The 16,619-nt window shown below is 69.3% G+C and carries 16 protein-coding genes and 1 riboswitch; of the genes, 9 read left to right on the top strand and 7 right to left on the bottom strand.

The genetic code is table 11. The features are described from left to right. Window positions 1-34 precede the first annotated feature (34 nt). Window positions 35-1,162, bottom strand: a complete 1,128-nt coding sequence (gene metX / locus F1734_RS18585) for a homoserine O-acetyltransferase MetX (protein WP_043822148.1) — start codon at window positions 1,160-1,162, stop codon at window positions 35-37. Next, window positions 1,159-2,484, bottom strand: coding sequence for a bifunctional o-acetylhomoserine/o-acetylserine sulfhydrylase (locus F1734_RS18580; protein ID WP_203010880.1), 1,326 nt, complete (start codon window positions 2,482-2,484; stop codon window positions 1,159-1,161). Before F1734_RS18580 ends, metX begins: the two co-directional genes overlap by 4 nt. 86 nt (window positions 2,485-2,570) lie before the next feature. Then, window positions 2,571-2,686: riboswitch (SAM riboswitch) on the bottom strand. Between the two features lie 266 nt (window positions 2,687-2,952). Between F1734_RS18580 and F1734_RS18575 the strand changes: the two genes are divergently transcribed. From F1734_RS18575 to yhjD, 4 genes are all read left to right on the top strand, one after another. Next, window positions 2,953-4,170 (top strand): NADP-dependent isocitrate dehydrogenase, encoded by a 1,218-nt coding sequence (locus F1734_RS18575; RefSeq protein WP_010594845.1) that lies wholly within the window; start codon window positions 2,953-2,955, stop codon window positions 4,168-4,170. Window positions 4,171-4,255: 85 nt separating this feature from the next. Next, window positions 4,256-5,059 (top strand): exodeoxyribonuclease III, encoded by an 804-nt coding sequence (locus F1734_RS18570; protein ID WP_238423977.1) that lies wholly within the window; start codon window positions 4,256-4,258, stop codon window positions 5,057-5,059. A 72-nt stretch (window positions 5,060-5,131) separates the two neighbouring features. Further along, window positions 5,132-6,172 (top strand): tryptophan--tRNA ligase, encoded by a 1,041-nt coding sequence (trpS, locus tag F1734_RS18565; RefSeq protein WP_040272418.1) that lies wholly within the window; start codon window positions 5,132-5,134, stop codon window positions 6,170-6,172. A gap of 58 nt (window positions 6,173-6,230) precedes the next feature. Further along, window positions 6,231-7,295, top strand: a complete 1,065-nt coding sequence (gene yhjD / locus F1734_RS18560; RefSeq protein WP_203010878.1) for an inner membrane protein YhjD — start codon at window positions 6,231-6,233, stop codon at window positions 7,293-7,295. On the opposite strand, the gene F1734_RS18555 is transcribed toward yhjD, so the two are convergent. After that, window positions 7,240-7,836, bottom strand: a complete 597-nt coding sequence (locus F1734_RS18555) for a TetR/AcrR family transcriptional regulator (RefSeq protein WP_048770699.1) — start codon at window positions 7,834-7,836, stop codon at window positions 7,240-7,242. The genes yhjD and F1734_RS18555 overlap by 56 nt on opposite strands. A gap of 121 nt (window positions 7,837-7,957) precedes the next feature. Between F1734_RS18555 and F1734_RS18550 the strand changes: the two genes are divergently transcribed. Both F1734_RS18550 and F1734_RS18545 read left to right on the top strand, forming a co-directional pair. Then, a complete protein-coding gene (locus tag F1734_RS18550; RefSeq protein WP_203010875.1) occupies window positions 7,958-8,965 on the top strand; it encodes an NADP-dependent oxidoreductase in 1,008 nt (335 codons plus the stop codon). Between the two features lie 89 nt (window positions 8,966-9,054). Beyond that, window positions 9,055-10,095 carry an NAD(P)-dependent alcohol dehydrogenase gene (locus F1734_RS18545; RefSeq protein WP_010594839.1) on the top strand — a complete coding sequence of 347 codons (1,041 nt, stop codon included), beginning with the start codon at window positions 9,055-9,057 and terminating at the stop codon, window positions 10,093-10,095. Between the two features lie 58 nt (window positions 10,096-10,153). Here F1734_RS18545 and F1734_RS18540 read toward each other — a convergent pair whose 3' ends face one another. From F1734_RS18540 to sdhC, 4 genes are read right to left on the bottom strand one after another with little or no spacing between them, the layout of a single operon-like run. Next, window positions 10,154-10,930, bottom strand: coding sequence for a succinate dehydrogenase iron-sulfur subunit (locus F1734_RS18540; protein ID WP_003935736.1), 777 nt, complete (start codon window positions 10,928-10,930; stop codon window positions 10,154-10,156). Further along, window positions 10,930-12,681 carry a succinate dehydrogenase flavoprotein subunit gene (gene sdhA / locus F1734_RS18535; protein ID WP_003935735.1) on the bottom strand — a complete coding sequence of 584 codons (1,752 nt, stop codon included), beginning with the start codon at window positions 12,679-12,681 and terminating at the stop codon, window positions 10,930-10,932. Before sdhA ends, F1734_RS18540 begins: the two co-directional genes overlap by 1 nt. 15 nt (window positions 12,682-12,696) lie before the next feature. Further along, window positions 12,697-13,137: a succinate dehydrogenase hydrophobic membrane anchor subunit gene (locus F1734_RS18530; protein ID WP_010594838.1), complete on the bottom strand. Its 441-nt coding sequence runs from the start codon at window positions 13,135-13,137 to the stop codon at window positions 12,697-12,699. Window position 13,138: 1 nt separating this feature from the next. Then, window positions 13,139-13,543: a succinate dehydrogenase, cytochrome b556 subunit gene (gene sdhC, locus F1734_RS18525; protein ID WP_072786530.1), complete on the bottom strand. Its 405-nt coding sequence runs from the start codon at window positions 13,541-13,543 to the stop codon at window positions 13,139-13,141. A gap of 253 nt (window positions 13,544-13,796) precedes the next feature. Between sdhC and F1734_RS18520 the strand changes: the two genes are divergently transcribed. The 3 genes from F1734_RS18520 to F1734_RS18510 are packed head-to-tail and all read left to right on the top strand — an operon-like array spanning window position 13,797 to window position 16,610. Beyond that, window positions 13,797-14,219: a cytidine deaminase gene (locus F1734_RS18520; protein ID WP_026137505.1), complete on the top strand. Its 423-nt coding sequence runs from the start codon at window positions 13,797-13,799 to the stop codon at window positions 14,217-14,219. Next, window positions 14,212-15,495, top strand: a complete 1,284-nt coding sequence (locus F1734_RS18515; protein ID WP_017679621.1) for a thymidine phosphorylase — start codon at window positions 14,212-14,214, stop codon at window positions 15,493-15,495. The genes F1734_RS18520 and F1734_RS18515 overlap by 8 nt, the downstream gene beginning before the upstream one ends. A 17-nt stretch (window positions 15,496-15,512) precedes the next feature. Beyond that, window positions 15,513-16,610: an adenosine deaminase gene (locus F1734_RS18510; protein WP_203010871.1), complete on the top strand. Its 1,098-nt coding sequence runs from the start codon at window positions 15,513-15,515 to the stop codon at window positions 16,608-16,610. Window positions 16,611-16,619 lie beyond the last annotated feature (9 nt).

The following is a 16,619-nucleotide window of genomic DNA, read 5'->3' as shown; positions in this document are numbered from 1 at the left end:
CGCCGGGCCGCGGCGGCCCGGCGGCGCGCGGCCCTCAGCCTCGTGCGAGGGTGACGAGCTCGGTCAGGAGTTTGGCGACGGCGCCGGCCTCGGTGAGGAAACCGTCGTGACCGTCCCGGGACTCGAGGACGCGCAGCCCGTCGCAGCCCGGCAGGCCGTCGGCGATCTCCTGTTGCAGGCGCAGCGGATACAGGCGGTCGGAATCCACACCGGCGACGATCGTCGGTACCGGGGTGGAGCCGAGTGCCGCGGCCACACCGCCCCGCCCGTGTCCGACGTCGTGCCGATTCATGGCCTGGGTGAGCGCGACGTACGTACCGGGGTCGAACCGCGCGACGAGTTTGTCGGCCTGGTGCTCCAGGTAGCTCTGTACCGCGTATCGCCCTCCGTTCCAGGGGTTTTCGCTTCCCTGGGGGGAGTTCGCGAAGCGGGTGTCGAGTTCGCCCTCGGTCCGGTAGGTCAGGTGCGCGATCCGCCGTGCGATGCCCAGCCCGGTCCGCGGCACACGTCCGGTTCCGTAGTAGTCCCCGCCCTGCCAGTCCGGGTCGGCGGTGATGGCGGCGATCTGCGTGGTCTGGGTGCCGATCTGGTCGGCGGTGGCGCGGGCCCCGACGGCAAGGACGAGGGCCGCCTGCACCCGTTCCGGATACCCGATGATCCATTCGAGCGTCCGCATGCCGCCCATCGACCCGCCGGTCACGGCCGCCAACCTGTCGATGCCGAGCGCATCGGCGAGCGCGACCTCGGCGGCGACCTGGTCGCGCACCGTGATGCCGGGGAACCGGGAGCCCCACGCCTTGCCGTCCGGGGCGGGCGAACCCGGTCCGGTGGTGCCGCGGCAGCCGCCCAGCACGTTCGTCGCCACGACGCACCACGTGTCGGTGTCGATCGGCGCGCCCGGACCGACCATCCCGGTCCACCAGCCGGGCGACGGATGTTCGGCTCCGGCCGGCCCGGTCACGTGCGAGTCCCCGGTGAGGGCGTGTTCGACGAGGACGACGTTGTCGCGTGACGGCGACAGCCGGCCCCAACGCTGCACCGCCACCGTCACGTCGGGCAGGGTGGCGCCGGACTCGAGCGTCAGCGGCCCGATGTCGACGGTCCCGAGACGGCCGTCCTCCGGCGGCAGTTCCACGTGGCGCCGGTCGACGCGCGCCGTCAAGACGCGACCGCCTCGAGGCCGGTGGTGAGGTCGGCGAGGATGTCGTCGATGTGTTCGATGCCGACGGCGAGGCGGACCTGGCCGGGGGTGACGCCGGCGGCGAGTTGTTCGGCGGCGGTGAGCTGGGAGTGGGTGGTCGAGGCGGGGTGGATGACCAGCGAGCGCACGTCGCCGATGTTGGCGACGTGGCTGTGCAGGGTCAGCGCGTTCACGAACTTCTTGCCGGCGTCGACGCCGCCGGCGAGTTCGAAGGTGACGATCGCGCCGGTCCCGCGCGGGGCCAGGGCCCGGCCGCGCTGGTGCCAGGGGGAGGAGTCGAGGCCGGCGTAGGCGACGGCGGTGACCTCGGGGCGGCGGGCGAGGAAGTCGGCGACCCTGCCGGCGTTGGCGACGTGGCGTTCCATGCGCAGGCTCAGGGTCTCGAGGCCCTGGGCGATGAGGAAGGCGTTGAACGGGGAGACCGCGGCGCCGAGGTCGCGCAGCAGTTGCACGCGGGCCTTGAGGGCGTAGGCGGGGGCGCCGAGGTCGGCGTAGACCACGCCGTGGTAGCTGGGGTCGGGGGTGGTGAACTGGGGGTGGCGGGCGGTGCCGTCGGGTCCGGGGGCGGTCCAGTCGAAGGTGCCGCCGTCGACGATGACCCCGGCGATGGCGGTGCCGTGGCCGCCGAGGTATTTGGTGGCCGAGTGCACGACGATGTCGGCGCCGTGCTCGAGGGGGCGGATCAGGTAGGGGGTGGCGACGGTGTTGTCGACGATCAGCGGCAGGGCGTGCTCGTGGGCGACGGCGGCGACGCCGGGGATGTCGAGGAGGTGGTTTTTGGGGTTGGCGATGGTTTCGCCGTAGAAGGCGCGGGTGGTGGGGCGGACGGCGGCGCGCCACTGGTCGAGGTCGTCGGGGTCGTCGACGAAGGTGACCTCGATGCCGAGGCGGGGCAGGGTGTAGTGCAGCAGGTTGTAGGTGCCGCCGTAGAGGTAGGGGCTGGCGACGAGGTGGTCGCCGGCGGCGGCGAGGTTGAGGAGGGCGTAGGTCTCGGCGGCCTGGCCGGAGGCGAGGAGCAGGGCGGCGACGCCGCCCTCGAGGGCGGCGATGCGTTGTTCGACCGCGTCCTGGGTGGGGTTCATGATGCGGGTGTAGATGTTGCCGGGTTCGGTGAGGCCGAACAGGGCGGCGGCGTGGTCGGTGTTGTCGAAGGTGTAGCTGGTGGTCTGGTAGATCGGCAGGGCGCGGGCGCGGGTGTCGCCGCCGGCGGGCTGTCCTGCGTGGATCTGCTTGGTCTCGAAGCTCCAGCCGTCTTCGCGCCGGGTGTTCTCGCTGTCGGTCATGATGTCCTTACTGGCCGTGGTCGGGAGGTCGGGGCGGCTAGTGACGACAGCTCATGATCACAACCCTCATGACGAATACCTCCATCGGACCGGCTTGTCGTGCGGCGTGTCGCCGGACGACCGGGTCATCACCCGGAGCACCCCACCCTGGCCGGAGGGTTGCCGACCAGCAAGCCGGGGCTTCACGCTGGTACTCATGACCTGGCGCGAGTCTAGCGGCTCGGACGGACGCTTCGGTAGGCGACCCGTGCCTGCCGGGAGAGGGCGCCTGAGCAGGTGAAAGTTACCCGCGGGTAGCCGGGGGTGCGCTTGGCGGACCGGGGCGATAGCAGTACGCTCGTCTTGTTTGGACCGTGTTCCGCACGTGTGAGCACGCCATAAATGGTTCATTGAGCCGACCACGATCGCACCCACAAAGTGGGATCGACTTGGGACCAGGGACACTTCCTAGGAGGACGCGAAGCGCACATGTCCAAGATCAAGGTTGAAGGAACGGTCGTCGAACTCGACGGCGACGAGATGACCCGCATCATCTGGCAGTTCATCAAAGACAAGCTGATCCATCCCTACCTGGATGTGAATCTCGAGTACTACGACCTCGGCATCGAGCACCGCGATGCGACCGACGACCAGGTCACCGTCGATGCGGCCAACGCCATCAAGAAGCACGGCGTCGGCGTCAAGTGCGCGACCATCACTCCCGACGAGGCCCGGGTCGAGGAGTTCGGCCTGAAGAAGATGTGGCGCTCGCCCAACGGCACGATCCGTAACATCCTGGGCGGCACCATCTTCCGTGCCCCGATCATCATCTCGAACGTGCCGCGCCTGGTGCCGGGCTGGACCAAGCCGGTCATCGTCGGCCGTCACGCCTTCGGCGACCAGTACCGCGCCACCGACTTCAAGGTCGACCGCCCGGGCACCGTCACCATCACCTTCACGCCGGAGGACGGCTCCGAGCCGATCCAGCACGAGGTGTGCCGGATTCCCGAGGACGGCGGCGTCGTCATGGGGATGTACAACTACAAGAAGTCCATCCAGGACTTTGCGCGGGCCTCGCTGTCCTACGGCCTGCAGCAGAACTACCCGGTCTACCTCTCGACCAAGAACACGATCCTCAAGGCCTACGACGGCATGTTCAAGGACGAGTTCCAGCGGATCTACGAGGAGGAGTTCAAGGCGGAGTTCGACGCCGCCGGACTCACCTACGAGCACCGTCTCATCGACGACATGGTCGCTTCCTCGCTCAAGTGGGAGGGCGGCTACGTCTGGGCCTGCAAGAACTACGACGGCGACGTCCAGTCGGACACCGTCGCGCAGGGCTACGGTTCGCTGGGCCTGATGACCTCCGTGCTCATGACCCCGGACGGCAGGACCGTCGAGGCCGAGGCCGCGCACGGAACCGTCACCCGGCACTTCCGGCAGCACCAGGCCGGCAAGCCGACGTCGACGAACCCGATCGCGTCGATCTTCGCCTGGACCCGTGGTCTCGAGCACCGCGGCAAGCTCGACAACACCCCCGAGGTGATCGAGTTCGCCCAGCAGCTCGAGGACGTCGTCATCAAGACCGTCGAGGCCGGCCAGATGACCAAGGACCTCGCCCTGCTCATCGGGCCCGAGCAGGCTTGGCTGACCACCGAGGAGTTCCTCGCCGCGCTCGACGAGAACCTCCAGAAGGCCCGCGCCTGACGCACGGACCGCACACGACGGGACGCCCCTGCCGGGGGCGTCCCGTCGTCGTTCCGGGTCGGGACCGTCCGCTACGGTGACCGGCGTGCCTCATGTCGTCTCCACCGTCAACGTCAACGGTGTCCGTGCCGCCGCCGGCAAGGGCCTGCTCGCCTGGCTGGCCACCGAGCCCGCCGACATCGTGTGCCTGCAGGAGGTGCGCGCCACCGAGCAGCAGTTCCACGCGGCGATCGCGCCGGCCCTCGATGCCGGGTGGTACGTCGTGTCGGCCGAATCGGAGGCCAAGGGCCGTGCCGGGGTGGCGATCCTGTCCCGGCGCCCCGCCGACTCCTCGCGCGTCGGGTTCGACGAGGACGAGTTCGCCGCCTCCGGACGGTACGTCGAGGCGGACTTCGGCGATCTGACCGTCGGCAGTCTGTACCTGCCCACCGGGGAGGCCGGCACCCCGAAGCAGGAGGAGAAGGAGCGGTTCATGGCGTCGTTCGCGGCGCACCTGAACCACCGCGCCGCCGAGGTCGAGGCCGCGGCCCGGCACATGGTGGTGTGCGGGGACTGGAACATCGCCCACACCGAGCGTGACATCAAGAACTGGAAGGGCAACGTGAAGAAGTCCGGGTTCCTGCCCGGCGAGCGCGCCTGGCTCGATGCCCTCCTCGCCGACGGCCGCTGGGTCGACGTGGTGCGCGCCCTGCACCCGGACGTCGACGGCCCGTATTCGTGGTGGTCCTACCGCGGCAAGGCGTTCGACACCGACGCCGGCTGGCGGATCGACTACCACCTCGCAACGGCCGGGCTGGCCGCCCGGGCGAAGGAGGCCCGCGTCGAGCGGGCCGCCACCTATGCCGAGCGCTGGTCGGACCACGCCCCGGTCACCGTGCAGTTCCGCTGACCCGGGCGGACCCCGCGATCGGAGCCGACCTCCCGGGAGCGGCTCTCCACGCACGTGAAAGTATCGACAACCATGGCGAGCACTGCAGAACAGAACACCACCACGCCGACCGCCCGGCCGCGGGTGCTGTCGGGTATCCAGCCGACCTCCGATTCGTTCCATCTCGGGAACTTCCTCGGCGCGCTGCAGCAGTGGGTTCCGTTGCAGGACGAATTCGACGCCTACTACTTCATCCCCGATCTGCACGCGATCACCGTGCCGCAGGATCCGAAGGGGCTGCGACGGCGCACTCTGCGCGCGGCCGCTCAGCTGCTCGCCGTCGGCATCGATCCGGACCGGTCGGTGCTGTTCGTCCAGAGCCAGGTACCCGAGCACGCCGAGCTGGCGTGGGTGCTGAGCTGCATCACCGGCTTCGGTGAGGCGAGCCGGATGACGCAGTTCAAGGACAAGTCCGCCAAGGAGGGCACCGAGCACGCCAGCGTCGGTCTGTTCACCTACCCCGTGCTGATGGCGTCCGACATCCTGCTGTACCGGCCGCAGCGCGTGCCGGTGGGGGAGGATCAGCGTCAGCACCTCGAGCTGACCCGTGACCTCGCGCAGCGGTTCAACACCCGGTTCGGCAAGACGTTCGTCGTTCCCGAGCCGCAGATCATCAAGGGCACCGCCAAGATCTACGACCTGCAGAACCCCACGGCGAAGATGAGCAAGTCCGCGGCCACCCCGGCCGGCCTGATCAACCTGCTCGACGATCCGAAGGTGTCGGCCAAGAAGATCAAGTCGGCGGTGACGGACAACGAGCGCGAGATCCGCTTCGACCCCGAGAACAAGCCCGGCGTGAGCAACCTGCTCACCATCCAGGCCGCGCTGTCCGGCCGGCCGGTCGACGAACTCGTCGCCGGCTACGCGGGCAGGGGGTACGGCGATCTCAAGGCCGACACCGCGGAGGTGCTCACCGAGTTCGTCGTGCCGCTGCAGGCGAAGGTCGACGAGTACCTCGCCGACGAGGCGGAGCTGCTGCGCATCCTGTCGACCGGTGCCGATCAGGCCCGCGAGGTGGCTTCCCGGACACTCGGGCAGGTCTATGACAGGGTGGGATTCCTGCCCCGCAAGTAGCCGGGGCGTGCCCCGCACACAGCCCGGGGCGGCGGAACGCGGAAGGAGCTGCCCACCGATGGCCGACGATTCCACCGAACCGTCGAAACCGGGGTTTCTCGAGCGGCAACGAGCGGCGCATCCGTCGCTCGACCACCTGGTACGGGCCGGCCTGCGGTACCAGGAGCAGAAGGGCGACTACTACGCCGCGGGAATCACGTACTTCAGTGTGCTGTCCCTGATTCCCATCCTGATGCTGTCGTTCTCGGTGGCCGGTTTCGTGCTCGCGGGCCGGCCCGAGACCCTCGAGCAGCTGCAGACCGCGATCGCCCAGAACATCCCCGGCGAGCTCGGCGCGACGGTGCAGGGCCTGGTGGACTCCGCGATCGCGTCCCGCAGCGCGGTGGGAACCGTGGGCTTGCTCACCGCCGCGTACGCGGGGATCGGCTGGATCACCAACCTGCGGGACGCGCTCACGGCGATGTGGGACCATCCGCATGTCAAGGACGGGTTCGTGCGCACCAAGGTCAACGACGCACTGACCCTCCTCGGCCTGGGACTCGCCATCGTGGCGTCGCTGGCCCTGTCGGCCGCGAGCCGCGGACCCGTCATGGACCTCTTCGTCGGGGTGCTGCGGCTCGAGAACGTGCCCGGCATCGGGGTGGCGCTGACGGTGACGACGATCGCCCTCGCCGTGTGCGCGACGTGGTTGCTGTTCACCTGGGTGATCGCCCGGCTGCCCCGGGAGCCCGTCACCTTCCGCAGCGCGATGCGGGCCGGCCTGCTCGCCGCCGTGGCGTTCGAGGTGTTCAAGCAGGTCGGCTCGATCTACCTCTCCCGGGTCACCAGCGGTCCCGCCGGGGTGGCGTTCGGCCCGATCCTCGGCGTGCTGGTGTTCGCGAACCTGACCGCCCGGATGCTGCTGTTCGCCACGGCGTGGGCGGCGTCGTCCAAGGAGAATCTGGTCCTGGCCCACGTGCCGCCCCCGGAGCTGGCTCGGATCACGCCGCGGGTGGAGGTGCACGAGGGTCCCGGCCTGCGCGGCGGTCTGGCGCTCGTCGGTGCCGGTGCGGTCGGCGGGGTCCTGCTCAGCGAGCGCTCGCGCGCCATTCGTCGAGCTGTGCGAGCGCGGTTTCGGCGGTAGCGACCGCCTCGTCGCGGTCGATGCGGGCGAGCAGCAGCGTGCTCAGCGACAGCGACGCCAGCACCCGTACCCGGTGGGCCAGCGTCTCGTCGTCGGCGGCGGGATCGAGGGCGCGCAGCGCGTGCCCGAACGCGGTCGCCAGCTCGGTGCGGTAGGCGGCGACGACCGCACGTTGCGCCTCGTCGTGCGCGGCGAGGCCCGCGGCGCTGTTGAGCAGCAGGCAGCCGCGGCGCGGCGAGTCGTCCGGCAGGGCCGCGACGGTGCGGGCCAGCGCCCGGAAGTAGCGTGCCGCCGCATCGGCGGCGACGGGTTCGTCGGTGAGGACGCGCAGCCGGGGACGCACGACGCGGTCGAGGTAGTCCCGCACGGCGGCGTCGAACAACCCGCGCTTGCTGCTGAAGGCGTTGTAGAGACTCGACCTGTTCAGGCCGGTCGCCCGCTCGAGCTCGGGGACGGACGTGGCTTCGAAACCCTTGTCCCAGAACAAATCCCGCGCTCTTTCCACGACATCGGTGGCGTCGAACCCCGGTGGCCGTCCCATGCGTCCTTCCGATCCCCGTTGTGCAATGACCGGTCCAGTATATATTGGAAAGGTCAGTTCAATACTCCGGAGTCGCCGGGACTGTCCCGGCGGCTCGATACGTGAGGAAGGTTCACACCCGGTGACCTCTAGCACCCAGATCCAGCTGGTCCGGCGCCCCGTCGGCTGGCCGTCGCACGACGACTTCCGCACCGTGACGGTCGACCTGCCCGACCTCGGCCCGAACCAGGTCCGCGTCGTCAACGAGTTCGTCTCGGTGGACCCCTACATGCGGGGACGGATGAACGACGTGAAGTCCTACATCCCGCCGTTCGCCCTGGGGGAGACCATGACCGGCGGCGCCGTCGGCCGCGTCGTGGAGTCGACGTCGCCGGCCCACCCCGTCGACTCGGTCGTACTGCACGATCTGGGCTGGCGCGACGTCGCGCAGGGCGACGCCGCCGCCTTCCGCGTGGTCGACGAGCTGCCGGGGGTCCCGAACTCCGCCTACCTCGGCATCCTCGGGCTGACGGGACTGACCGCCTACGTCGGTCTGATGCACATCGCCCGCATGCAGCCGGGGGACACCGTCTTCGTCTCCGGGGCCGCCGGAGCGGTGGGCACCGCCGCCGGACAGATCGCCCGGCTCGAGGGAGCGAGCCGGGTGCTCGGCTCCGCCGGCTCCGAGAGCAAGGTCGCGATGCTCACCGAGCGCTACGGCTACGACGACGCGTTCGACTACAAGTCGGCGCCCGTGCGGCGTCAGCTGCGCCGGGCCGCGCCCGACGGGATCGACGTGTACTTCGACAATGTCGGGGGCGACCATCTCGAGGCGGCCCTCGACGTCCTGCGCGACGGCGGCCGGGCCGCCCTGTGCGGCGCGATCGCCTTGTACAACAACACCGAACGCACGGCGGGCCCGGACAACATGGCCAACATCATCACCCGCGGCCTGACCCTGCAGGGCTTCACCCTCGGCCACTACACCCACGTCTTCCCCGAGTTCGCGGCGAAGATGGGGCCGTGGCTCGCGGCCGGCGACGTGGTGTTCGACGAGACGATCGTCGACGGCATCGGCAACTCGGTCGATGCCTTCCTCGACCTCATGCGCGGGCGCAACGTCGGCAAGATGCTCGTCCGAACCGCCTGACGTCCGGAGCCGGAACGGCCGGCGTCGTGCAGCGGAAGATTCGCTCCAGTGCCGGGCGGGCGCACCTTCCCGGCCGTAGAGTCGGGCGCATGAAAGCCCTCCAGTACACCGAGATCGGCTCCGAGCCGGTCGTCGTCGACGTCCCCACCCCGGCGCCCGGGCCGGGTGAGATCCTGCTGAAGGTCACCGCGGCCGGCTTGTGCCACTCGGACATCTTCGTGATGGACATGCCGGCAGAGCAGTACATCTACGGTCTTCCCCTCACCCTCGGCCACGAGGGCGTCGGCACCGTCGCCGAACTCGGCGCCGGCGTCACCGGATTCGAGACGGGGGACGCCGTCGCCGTGTACGGACCGTGGGGGTGCGGTGCGTGCCACGCGTGCGCGCGCGGCCGGGAGAACTACTGCACCCGCGCCGCCGAGCTGGGCATCACCCCGCCCGGTCTCGGCTCGCCCGGGTCGATGGCCGAGTACATGATCGTCGACTCGGCGCGCCACCTCGTCCCGATCGGGGACCTCGACCCCGTCGCGGCGGTTCCGCTCACCGACGCGGGCCTGACGCCGTACCACGCGATCTCGCGGGTCCTGCCCCTGCTGGGACCCGGCTCGACCGCGGTCGTCATCGGGGTCGGCGGACTCGGGCACGTCGGCATCCAGATCCTGCGCGCCGTCAGCGCGGCCCGCGTGATCGCCGTCGATCTCGACGACGACCGACTCGCGCTCGCCCGCGAGGTCGGCGCCGACGCAGCGGTGAAGTCGGGCGCCGGGGCGGCGGACGCGATCCGGGAGCTGACCGGCGGTGAGGGCGCGACGGCGGTGTTCGACTTCGTCGGCGCCCAGTCGACGATCGACACGGCGCAGCAGGTGGTCGCGATCGACGGGCACATCTCGGTGGTCGGCATCCATGCCGGCGCCCACGCCAAGGTCGGCTTCTTCATGATCCCGTTCGGCGCGTCCGTCGTGACGCCGTACTGGGGCACGCGGTCCGAGCTGATGGACGTCGTGGACCTGGCCCGTGCCGGCCGGCTCGACATCCACACCGAGACGTTCACCCTCGACGAGGGACCCACGGCCTACCGGCGGCTACGCGAGGGCAGCATCCGCGGCCGCGGGGTGGTCGTCCCGGGCTGACACGACGACGAAGGCTCCGCACTCGGATCGAGTGCGGAGCCTTCGTCGGGTACGGGGATCAGCGAGCGAACAGCAGCGCGCGCTTGACCTCCTGGATCGCCTTCGTCACCTGGATGCCGCGCGGGCACGCGTCGGTGCAGTTGAAGGTGGTGCGGCAGCGCCACACGCCCTCGACGTCGTTGAGGATGTCGAGACGCTCGGCGGCGCCCTCGTCACGGCTGTCGAAGATGAACCGGTGCGCGTTGACGATGGCGGCGGGACCGAAGTAGCTGCCGTCGTTCCAGTACACCGGGCACGAGGTGGTGCAGCACGCGCACAGGATGCACTTGGTGGTGTCGTCGAACCGGGCACGGTCGGCCTGCGACTGGATCCGCTCGCGGGTGGGCTCGTTGCCCGTGGCGATGAGGAACGGCTTCACGGCGCGGAACGCGTCGAAGAAGGGCTCCATGTCGACGACGAGGTCCTTCTCGACCGGCAGGCCGCGGATCGGCTCGACGGTGATGGTCACCGGCTTGCCGTCCTTGGGCAGCATGTCCTTCATCAGGATCTTGCAGGCCAGGCGGTTGACGCCGTTGATCCGCATGGCGTCCGAGCCGCACACCCCGTGCGCGCAGCTGCGGCGGAACGTGAGGGTGCCGTCGAGGTAGCCCTTCACGTAGAGCAGCAGGTTGAGCATGCGGTCCGACGGCAGCGCCGGAACCTGGAAGCTGTCCCAGTGCTGACCCTTGCCGTCCTCGGGGTTGAACCGCGCGATCTTGAGGGTGACCATCGTGGCGCCCTCGGGCACGGGTGGCAGGTTCGAGACGTCGGCTTCGTTCTTCTCGAGGGTTGTCATCAGTACTTCCGCTCCATCGGCTCGTAGCGGGTCTGCACCACCGGCTTGTAGTCCAGGCGGATGGGGGAGATCAGCTCCGTCCCCTCCTTGTAGGCCATGGTGTGCTTGAGGAACTTCTCGTCGTCGCGCTTCGGGAAGTCCTCGCGGGCGTGACCGCCGCGCGATTCCTTCCGGTTGAGCGCACCGGCGACGGTGACCTCGGCCATCTCGAGCAGGAAGCCCAGCTCGACGGCCTCGAGCAGGTCGCTGTTGTAGCGCTTGCCCTTGTCCTGGACGGTGATGTTCTTGTACCGCTCCTTCAGCGCGTGGATGTCCTCGAGCGCCTTGGTGAGCGTCTCCTCGGTGCGGAACACCGAGGCGTTGTTGTCCATGGACTGCTGCAGCTCGCTGCGGATGTCCGCCACGCGCTCCTTGCCGCCCGCGCCCAGGATCCGCTCGAGCCACTCCACGACGTTGCGGGCCGGGTCCTCCGGCAGGTCCACGTGGTCGTGGGTGTTGGCGTACTCGGCCGCGGCGATGCCGGCGCGACGGCCGAACACGTTGATGTCGAGCAGCGAGTTGGTGCCGAGACGGTTGGCGCCGTGGACGGAGACGCAGGCGCACTCGCCCGCGGCGTACAGGCCCGGGACCTCGTCCTCGTTGTTGCGCAGCACCTCACCGTTGATCTTGGTGGGGATGCCGCCCATCACGTAGTGGCAGGTCGGGTACACCGGCACGAGCTCGGTGACGGGGTCGACGCCGAGGTAGGTGCGGGCGAACTCGGTGATGTCCGGGAGCTTCTCCTCGAGGACGTCCTCACCGAGGTGCGTCACGTCGATGTAGACGTAGTCCTTGTTCGGGCCGGCGCCGCGGCCCTCGAGCACCTCGAGCACCATCGAGCGGGCGACGATGTCGCGGGGCGCGAGGTCCTTGATGGTGGGGGCGTAGCGCTCCATGAAGCGCTCGCCGTCGGCGTTGCGGAGGATGCCGCCCTCGCCGCGCACGGCCTCGGAGATCAGGATGCCCAGGCCCGCGAGTCCCGTCGGGTGGAACTGGTGGAACTCCATGTCCTCGAGCGGCAGGCCCTTGCGGAAGATGATGCCCATGCCGTCACCGGTGAGGGTGTGCGCGTTGGACGTCGTCTTGTACATCCGGCCCGAGCCGCCGGTGGCGAACACGATCGACTTCGCGTGGAAGATGTGGATCTCGCCGGTGGCGAGCTCGTAGGCGATGACGCCGGTGGCGACGGGACCCTCGGGGGTCTGCGTCAGCGAGATGTCGAGGGCGTAGAACTCGTTGAAGAACTCCACGTCGTGCTTGACGCAGTTCTGGTAGAGCGTCTGCAGGATCATGTGACCGGTGCGGTCGGCCGCGTAGCAGGCGCGCCGTACCGGGGCCTTGCCGTGGTCACGGGTGTGGCCACCGAACCGGCGCTGGTCGATCTTGCCCTCGGGGGTGCGGTTGAACGGCAGACCCATCTTCTCGAGGTCGAGCACCGCGTCGATGGCCTCCTTGGCCATGATCTCCGCAGCGTCCTGGTCGACGAGGTAGTCGCCACCCTTGACGGTGTCGAAGGTGTGCCACTCCCAGTTGTCCTCCTCGACGTTCGCGAGGGCGGCGCACATGCCGCCCTGCGCGGCGCCGGTGTGGCTGCGGGTCGGGTAGAGCTTGGTCAGAACTGCGGTGCGGGCGCGGGGACCGGCCTCGATGGCCGCACGCATGCCGGCGCCGCCGGCACCGACGATGACCACGTCATAACGATGTTCCTGCATGAAGTCGTAGCTCCCCTAGCTCGCAACGATGTTGGGGTCGAAGGTGAAGATCACATAGGTGCCCAGGCCCATGATCAGGATCATCGACACGACCAGGATCGTGTTGAGCCAGAATCGGGTCGAGTCCTTGCGGGAGTAGTCCGCGATGACGGTGCGCAGGCCGTTGCCGCCGTGGAGCTGCGCGAGCCAGAGCATCGACAGGTCCCAGAACTGCCAGAACGGGCTGGACCAGCGTCCGGCGACGAATGCGAAGTTGATGCGGTGCACGCCCTCGTCCAGCATCAGCATGATGAACAGGTGGCCGAGCACCAGGATGATCAGGGCGAGACCGGACAGGCGCATGAACAACCAGGCGTAGAGCTCGAAGTTGTTCTTCGCGGCGCGGCGCGGGGAGCGCGGATTGTCGAGGCTGGCCGGGCGGTCGTACGCCGTGCCGAGAGTCTTGGCTTCAGTCATCTCAGTGCCCCGCAAACATGTTGTAGAAGATGCGACCGGCGGCCGGGATCATCACCACGAACCAGATCGCCAGGACCGTCCAGAGCATCACCCGCTGGTACTGCGGGCCCTTGGACCAGAAGTCCACGAGCATCACGCGCAGGCCGTTGAGGGCGTGGTAGAGCACCATCGCCACCAACCCGAGCTCCATGAGACCGACGACGGGATTCTTGTAGGTCTCGATGACACTGTCGTAGGTCTCGGGATTCACCCGGACGAGTGCCGTGTCCAGGACGTGGACGAAAAGGAAGAAGAATGTCGCCACGCCTGTGATCCGGTGCAGAACCCAGGACCACATGCCCGGGTCTCCCCGGTAAAGCGACCGTGTGCGCCCCGGTGCGGGAGCGGCTTCAGTCGTGCTGCTCATCGAGTGCTGTGCCTCCAACGTCAATGGTGGACGCGTCGAGCCTCTCCAGCCTCTGGGGGATTCCGCAGCACGGGCTCGACGTGAACCTGAACCGACTTCGACCGACTTTAGTCCTATCCGAAAGTCGGGAACTAATTCGCGTGGCGGTTCGTACGGCCGCCAAATAACAAGTTAGGTATGCCTTTCCAACTGTGATCTGGCCCGGGCGGGGCGGTGGACCGTGGAATCGGCCACCGTGACAGGATGGGCAACCATGCCGGACGTAGACTGGAAAACCTTGCGCGCCAAAGCACATGAGGTGATGGGCCGCGCGTACGCACCCTACTCCCGTTTCCCGGTGGGGGCTGCGGCGCTCGTGGACGACGGACGGATCGTCGTCGGATGCAATGTGGAAAATGTCTCACACGGAGTGGGCCTGTGTGCCGAATGTGTACTGGTCGGTAACTTGATCTCCGGTGGTGGCGGGCGGTTGCGCGCCGTCGCCGTCTGCGACGCGCGTGGGGCCGTCCTGAGCCCGTGCGGGCGCTGCCGGCAGATCCTCGCCGAACACGGCGGTCCCGAACTCGAGGTCGACACGCGTCGCGGTCCGCGGCCCCTCTCCGAACTGCTGCCGGACGCGTTCGGGCCCGGTGACCTGGACGCGGTGCGCGAGGCGGGAGGGACCGATCGTGCCTGACGCCCTGTCGATCATCACCCGCAAACGGGACGGCAAGGAACTCGGCGGCGCCGAGATCGACTGGATCATCGAGGCGTTCACCCGTGGTGTCGTCGCCGACGAGCAGATGGCGGCCCTCGCGATGGCGGTCTACTTCCGGGGCATGACGCGCGCCGAGACCGCCCGCTGGACCACCGCCATGATCGACTCGGGCCGGCGTCTCGACTTCACCGGACTGGGCCTGCCCACCGTCGACAAGCACTCCACCGGCGGCGTAGGCGACAAGATCACCCTTCCGCTGGCTCCGCTCGTCGCTGCCTGCGGCGTCGCAGTACCCCAGCTCTCCGGCCGCGGACTCGGCCACACCGGCGGCACCCTCGACAAGCTCGAGGCGATTCCCGGCTGGCGGGCGGAACTGAGCACCGCCGAGATCGCCGAGATCCTCGCTGACCCGGCGGTGGGTGCAGTCGTCTGCGCGGCCGGCGCCGATCTCGCCCCGGCCGACCGCCGCCTCTACGCCCTGCGCGACGTCACAGGCACGGTCGAGTCCATCCCCCTGATCGCCAGCTCGATCATGAGCAAGAAGATCGCCGAAGGCACCGGCGCCCTCGTCCTCGACGTCAAGGTCGGCTCCGGGGCGTTCATGAAGAACCTGGGCGACGCCCGCGAGCTCGCCCGCACCATGGTCGAGCTGGGCGAGGACGAGGGGCTGCACACCACCGCGCTCCTCACCCGGATGGACGTCCCGCTCGGGCGCACCGCCGGCAATGCCCTCGAGGTGCGCGAGGCCGTCGAGGTGCTCGCCGGCGGCGGCCCGTCGGACGTGGTCGAGCTGACCCTCGCCCTCGCCCGCGAGATGCTCGCCGCCGTCGGTCGCGACGACGTCGACCCCGCAGACCGGCTGCGCGACGGCACCGCCATGGACCGGTGGCGCGCGATGATCGCCGCGCAGGGCGGTGACCCCGACGCGCCGCTGCCCGCGGCCCGGTACACCGAGGAACTGCGCGCACCCGGCGACGGCGTGCTGGCCGAACTCGACGCGATGGCGGTGGGCGTGGCCGCATGGCGACTCGGCGCCGGCCGGGAACGGCAGGGCGAACCCGTGCAGGCTGCGGCGGGGATCGAGCTGCACGCGAAGCCGGGGGACCGGGTCCGCGCCGGGGACACGATCGCCACCCTGCACACCGACACCCCGGTGAAGTTCCCCGCCGCGATGGCGACCCTCGGCGAGGGCGTGCACATCGCCGATTCCGCGCCGGCGACACGACCGCTCGTCGTCGAGCGGATCACCGCCTAGCCGACTACCGTCGGGGCATGACGGAGCCGGCGACGACACTGACCGAAGCCGCGCTGCGGACCGCGCCGAAAGTACTTCTGCACGACCACCTGGACGGCGGTCTGCGGCCGGGAACCGTGCTCGAACTGGCCGAGGCCTGCGGCTACCGGCTGCCGGCCGGCACGGAACCCGAACTGGCGCGCTGGTTCCGGGACTCGGCCGACAGCGGCTCGCTCGAGCGTTACCTCGAAACGTTCGCGCACACGGTGGCCGTCATGCAGACCCCGGACGGCCTCGAGCGGGTCGCCCGCGAATGCGTGCTCGACCTCGCCGCCGACGGCGTCGTCTACGCCGAGGTCCGCTTCGCCCCCGAACAGCATCTCGAGCGGGGACTCGACCTGGACTCCGTGGTCGAGCACGTGCTCGAGGGCTTCCGATCGGGGGAGTCCGCGGTGGAGGCCTCCGGTGCCCAGCCCATCCGGGTGCGGCTGCTGCTCACCGCGATGCGGCACGCCGCCCGGTCCCGTGAGATCGCCGAACTCGCGGTGCGGTTCCGCGACCGCGGCGTCGTCGGGTTCGACATCGCCGGTGCCGAGGCCGGCTACCCACCGAGCCGGCATCTCGATGCCTTCGAGTACATGCGCGCCGCCAGCGCGCACTTCACGATCCACGCGGGGGAAGCATTCGGACTGCCGTCCATCCACGAGGCCATCGCGTTCTGCGGCACCGACCGCCTCGGTCACGGTGTGCGCATCGTCGACGACATCACCGTCGCCGAGGACGGCACCGCCACTCTCGGTCTGCTGGCGAACTACGTGCGCGACAAGCGGATTCCGCTCGAACTGTGCCCGAGTTCGAACGTGCAGACCGGCGCCGTCGACACCCTGGAACAGCATCCGTTCGACCTGCTGGCACGCCTGCGGTTCCGCGTCACCGTCAACACCGACAACCGGCTGATGAGCGACACGACGATGAGCAAGGAGATGATGCGGCTGGTCGAGACGTTCGGGTACGGCTGGTCCGACCTCGAGCGGTTCACGATCAACGCGATGAAGTCCGCGTTCCTGTCGTTCGATCAGCGGCTCGAGATCATCGACGACGTGATCAAGCCCGGCTACGCCGTCCTGATCGGCTGACAGTACCCG

It is taken from the genome of Rhodococcus ruber, assembly GCF_016804345.1.
Lineage (GTDB): Bacteria > Actinomycetota > Actinomycetes > Mycobacteriales > Mycobacteriaceae > Rhodococcus > Rhodococcus ruber.
The sequence above is the reverse complement of the archived record's forward strand: the minus strand, read 5'-3'. Positions and strand labels throughout refer to the sequence as shown.

Excerpts from the sequence above, each read along its gene's own strand:
- F1734_RS18580 (WP_203010880.1), bottom strand. The coding sequence starts at position 2,484 with ATGACCGACAGCGAGAACACCCGGCGCGAAGACGGCTGGAGCTTCGAG.
- F1734_RS18575 (WP_010594845.1), top strand. The coding sequence starts at position 2,953 with ATGTCCAAGATCAAGGTTGAAGGAACGGTCGTCGAACTCGACGGCGAC.
- trpS (WP_040272418.1), top strand. The coding sequence starts at position 5,132 with ATGGCGAGCACTGCAGAACAGAACACCACCACGCCGACCGCCCGGCCG.
- yhjD (WP_203010878.1), top strand. The coding sequence starts at position 6,231 with ATGGCCGACGATTCCACCGAACCGTCGAAACCGGGGTTTCTCGAGCGG.
- F1734_RS18555 (WP_048770699.1), bottom strand. The coding sequence starts at position 7,836 with ATGGGACGGCCACCGGGGTTCGACGCCACCGATGTCGTGGAAAGAGCG.
- F1734_RS18545 (WP_010594839.1), top strand. The coding sequence starts at position 9,055 with ATGAAAGCCCTCCAGTACACCGAGATCGGCTCCGAGCCGGTCGTCGTC.
- F1734_RS18540 (WP_003935736.1), bottom strand. The coding sequence starts at position 10,930 with ATGACAACCCTCGAGAAGAACGAAGCCGACGTCTCGAACCTGCCACCC.
- sdhA (WP_003935735.1), bottom strand. The coding sequence starts at position 12,681 with ATGCAGGAACATCGTTATGACGTGGTCATCGTCGGTGCCGGCGGCGCC.
- F1734_RS18530 (WP_010594838.1), bottom strand. The coding sequence starts at position 13,137 with ATGACTGAAGCCAAGACTCTCGGCACGGCGTACGACCGCCCGGCCAGC.
- sdhC (WP_072786530.1), bottom strand. The coding sequence starts at position 13,543 with ATGAGCAGCACGACTGAAGCCGCTCCCGCACCGGGGCGCACACGGTCG.
- F1734_RS18520 (WP_026137505.1), top strand. The coding sequence starts at position 13,797 with ATGCCGGACGTAGACTGGAAAACCTTGCGCGCCAAAGCACATGAGGTG.
- F1734_RS18510 (WP_203010871.1), top strand. The coding sequence starts at position 15,513 with ATGACGGAGCCGGCGACGACACTGACCGAAGCCGCGCTGCGGACCGCG.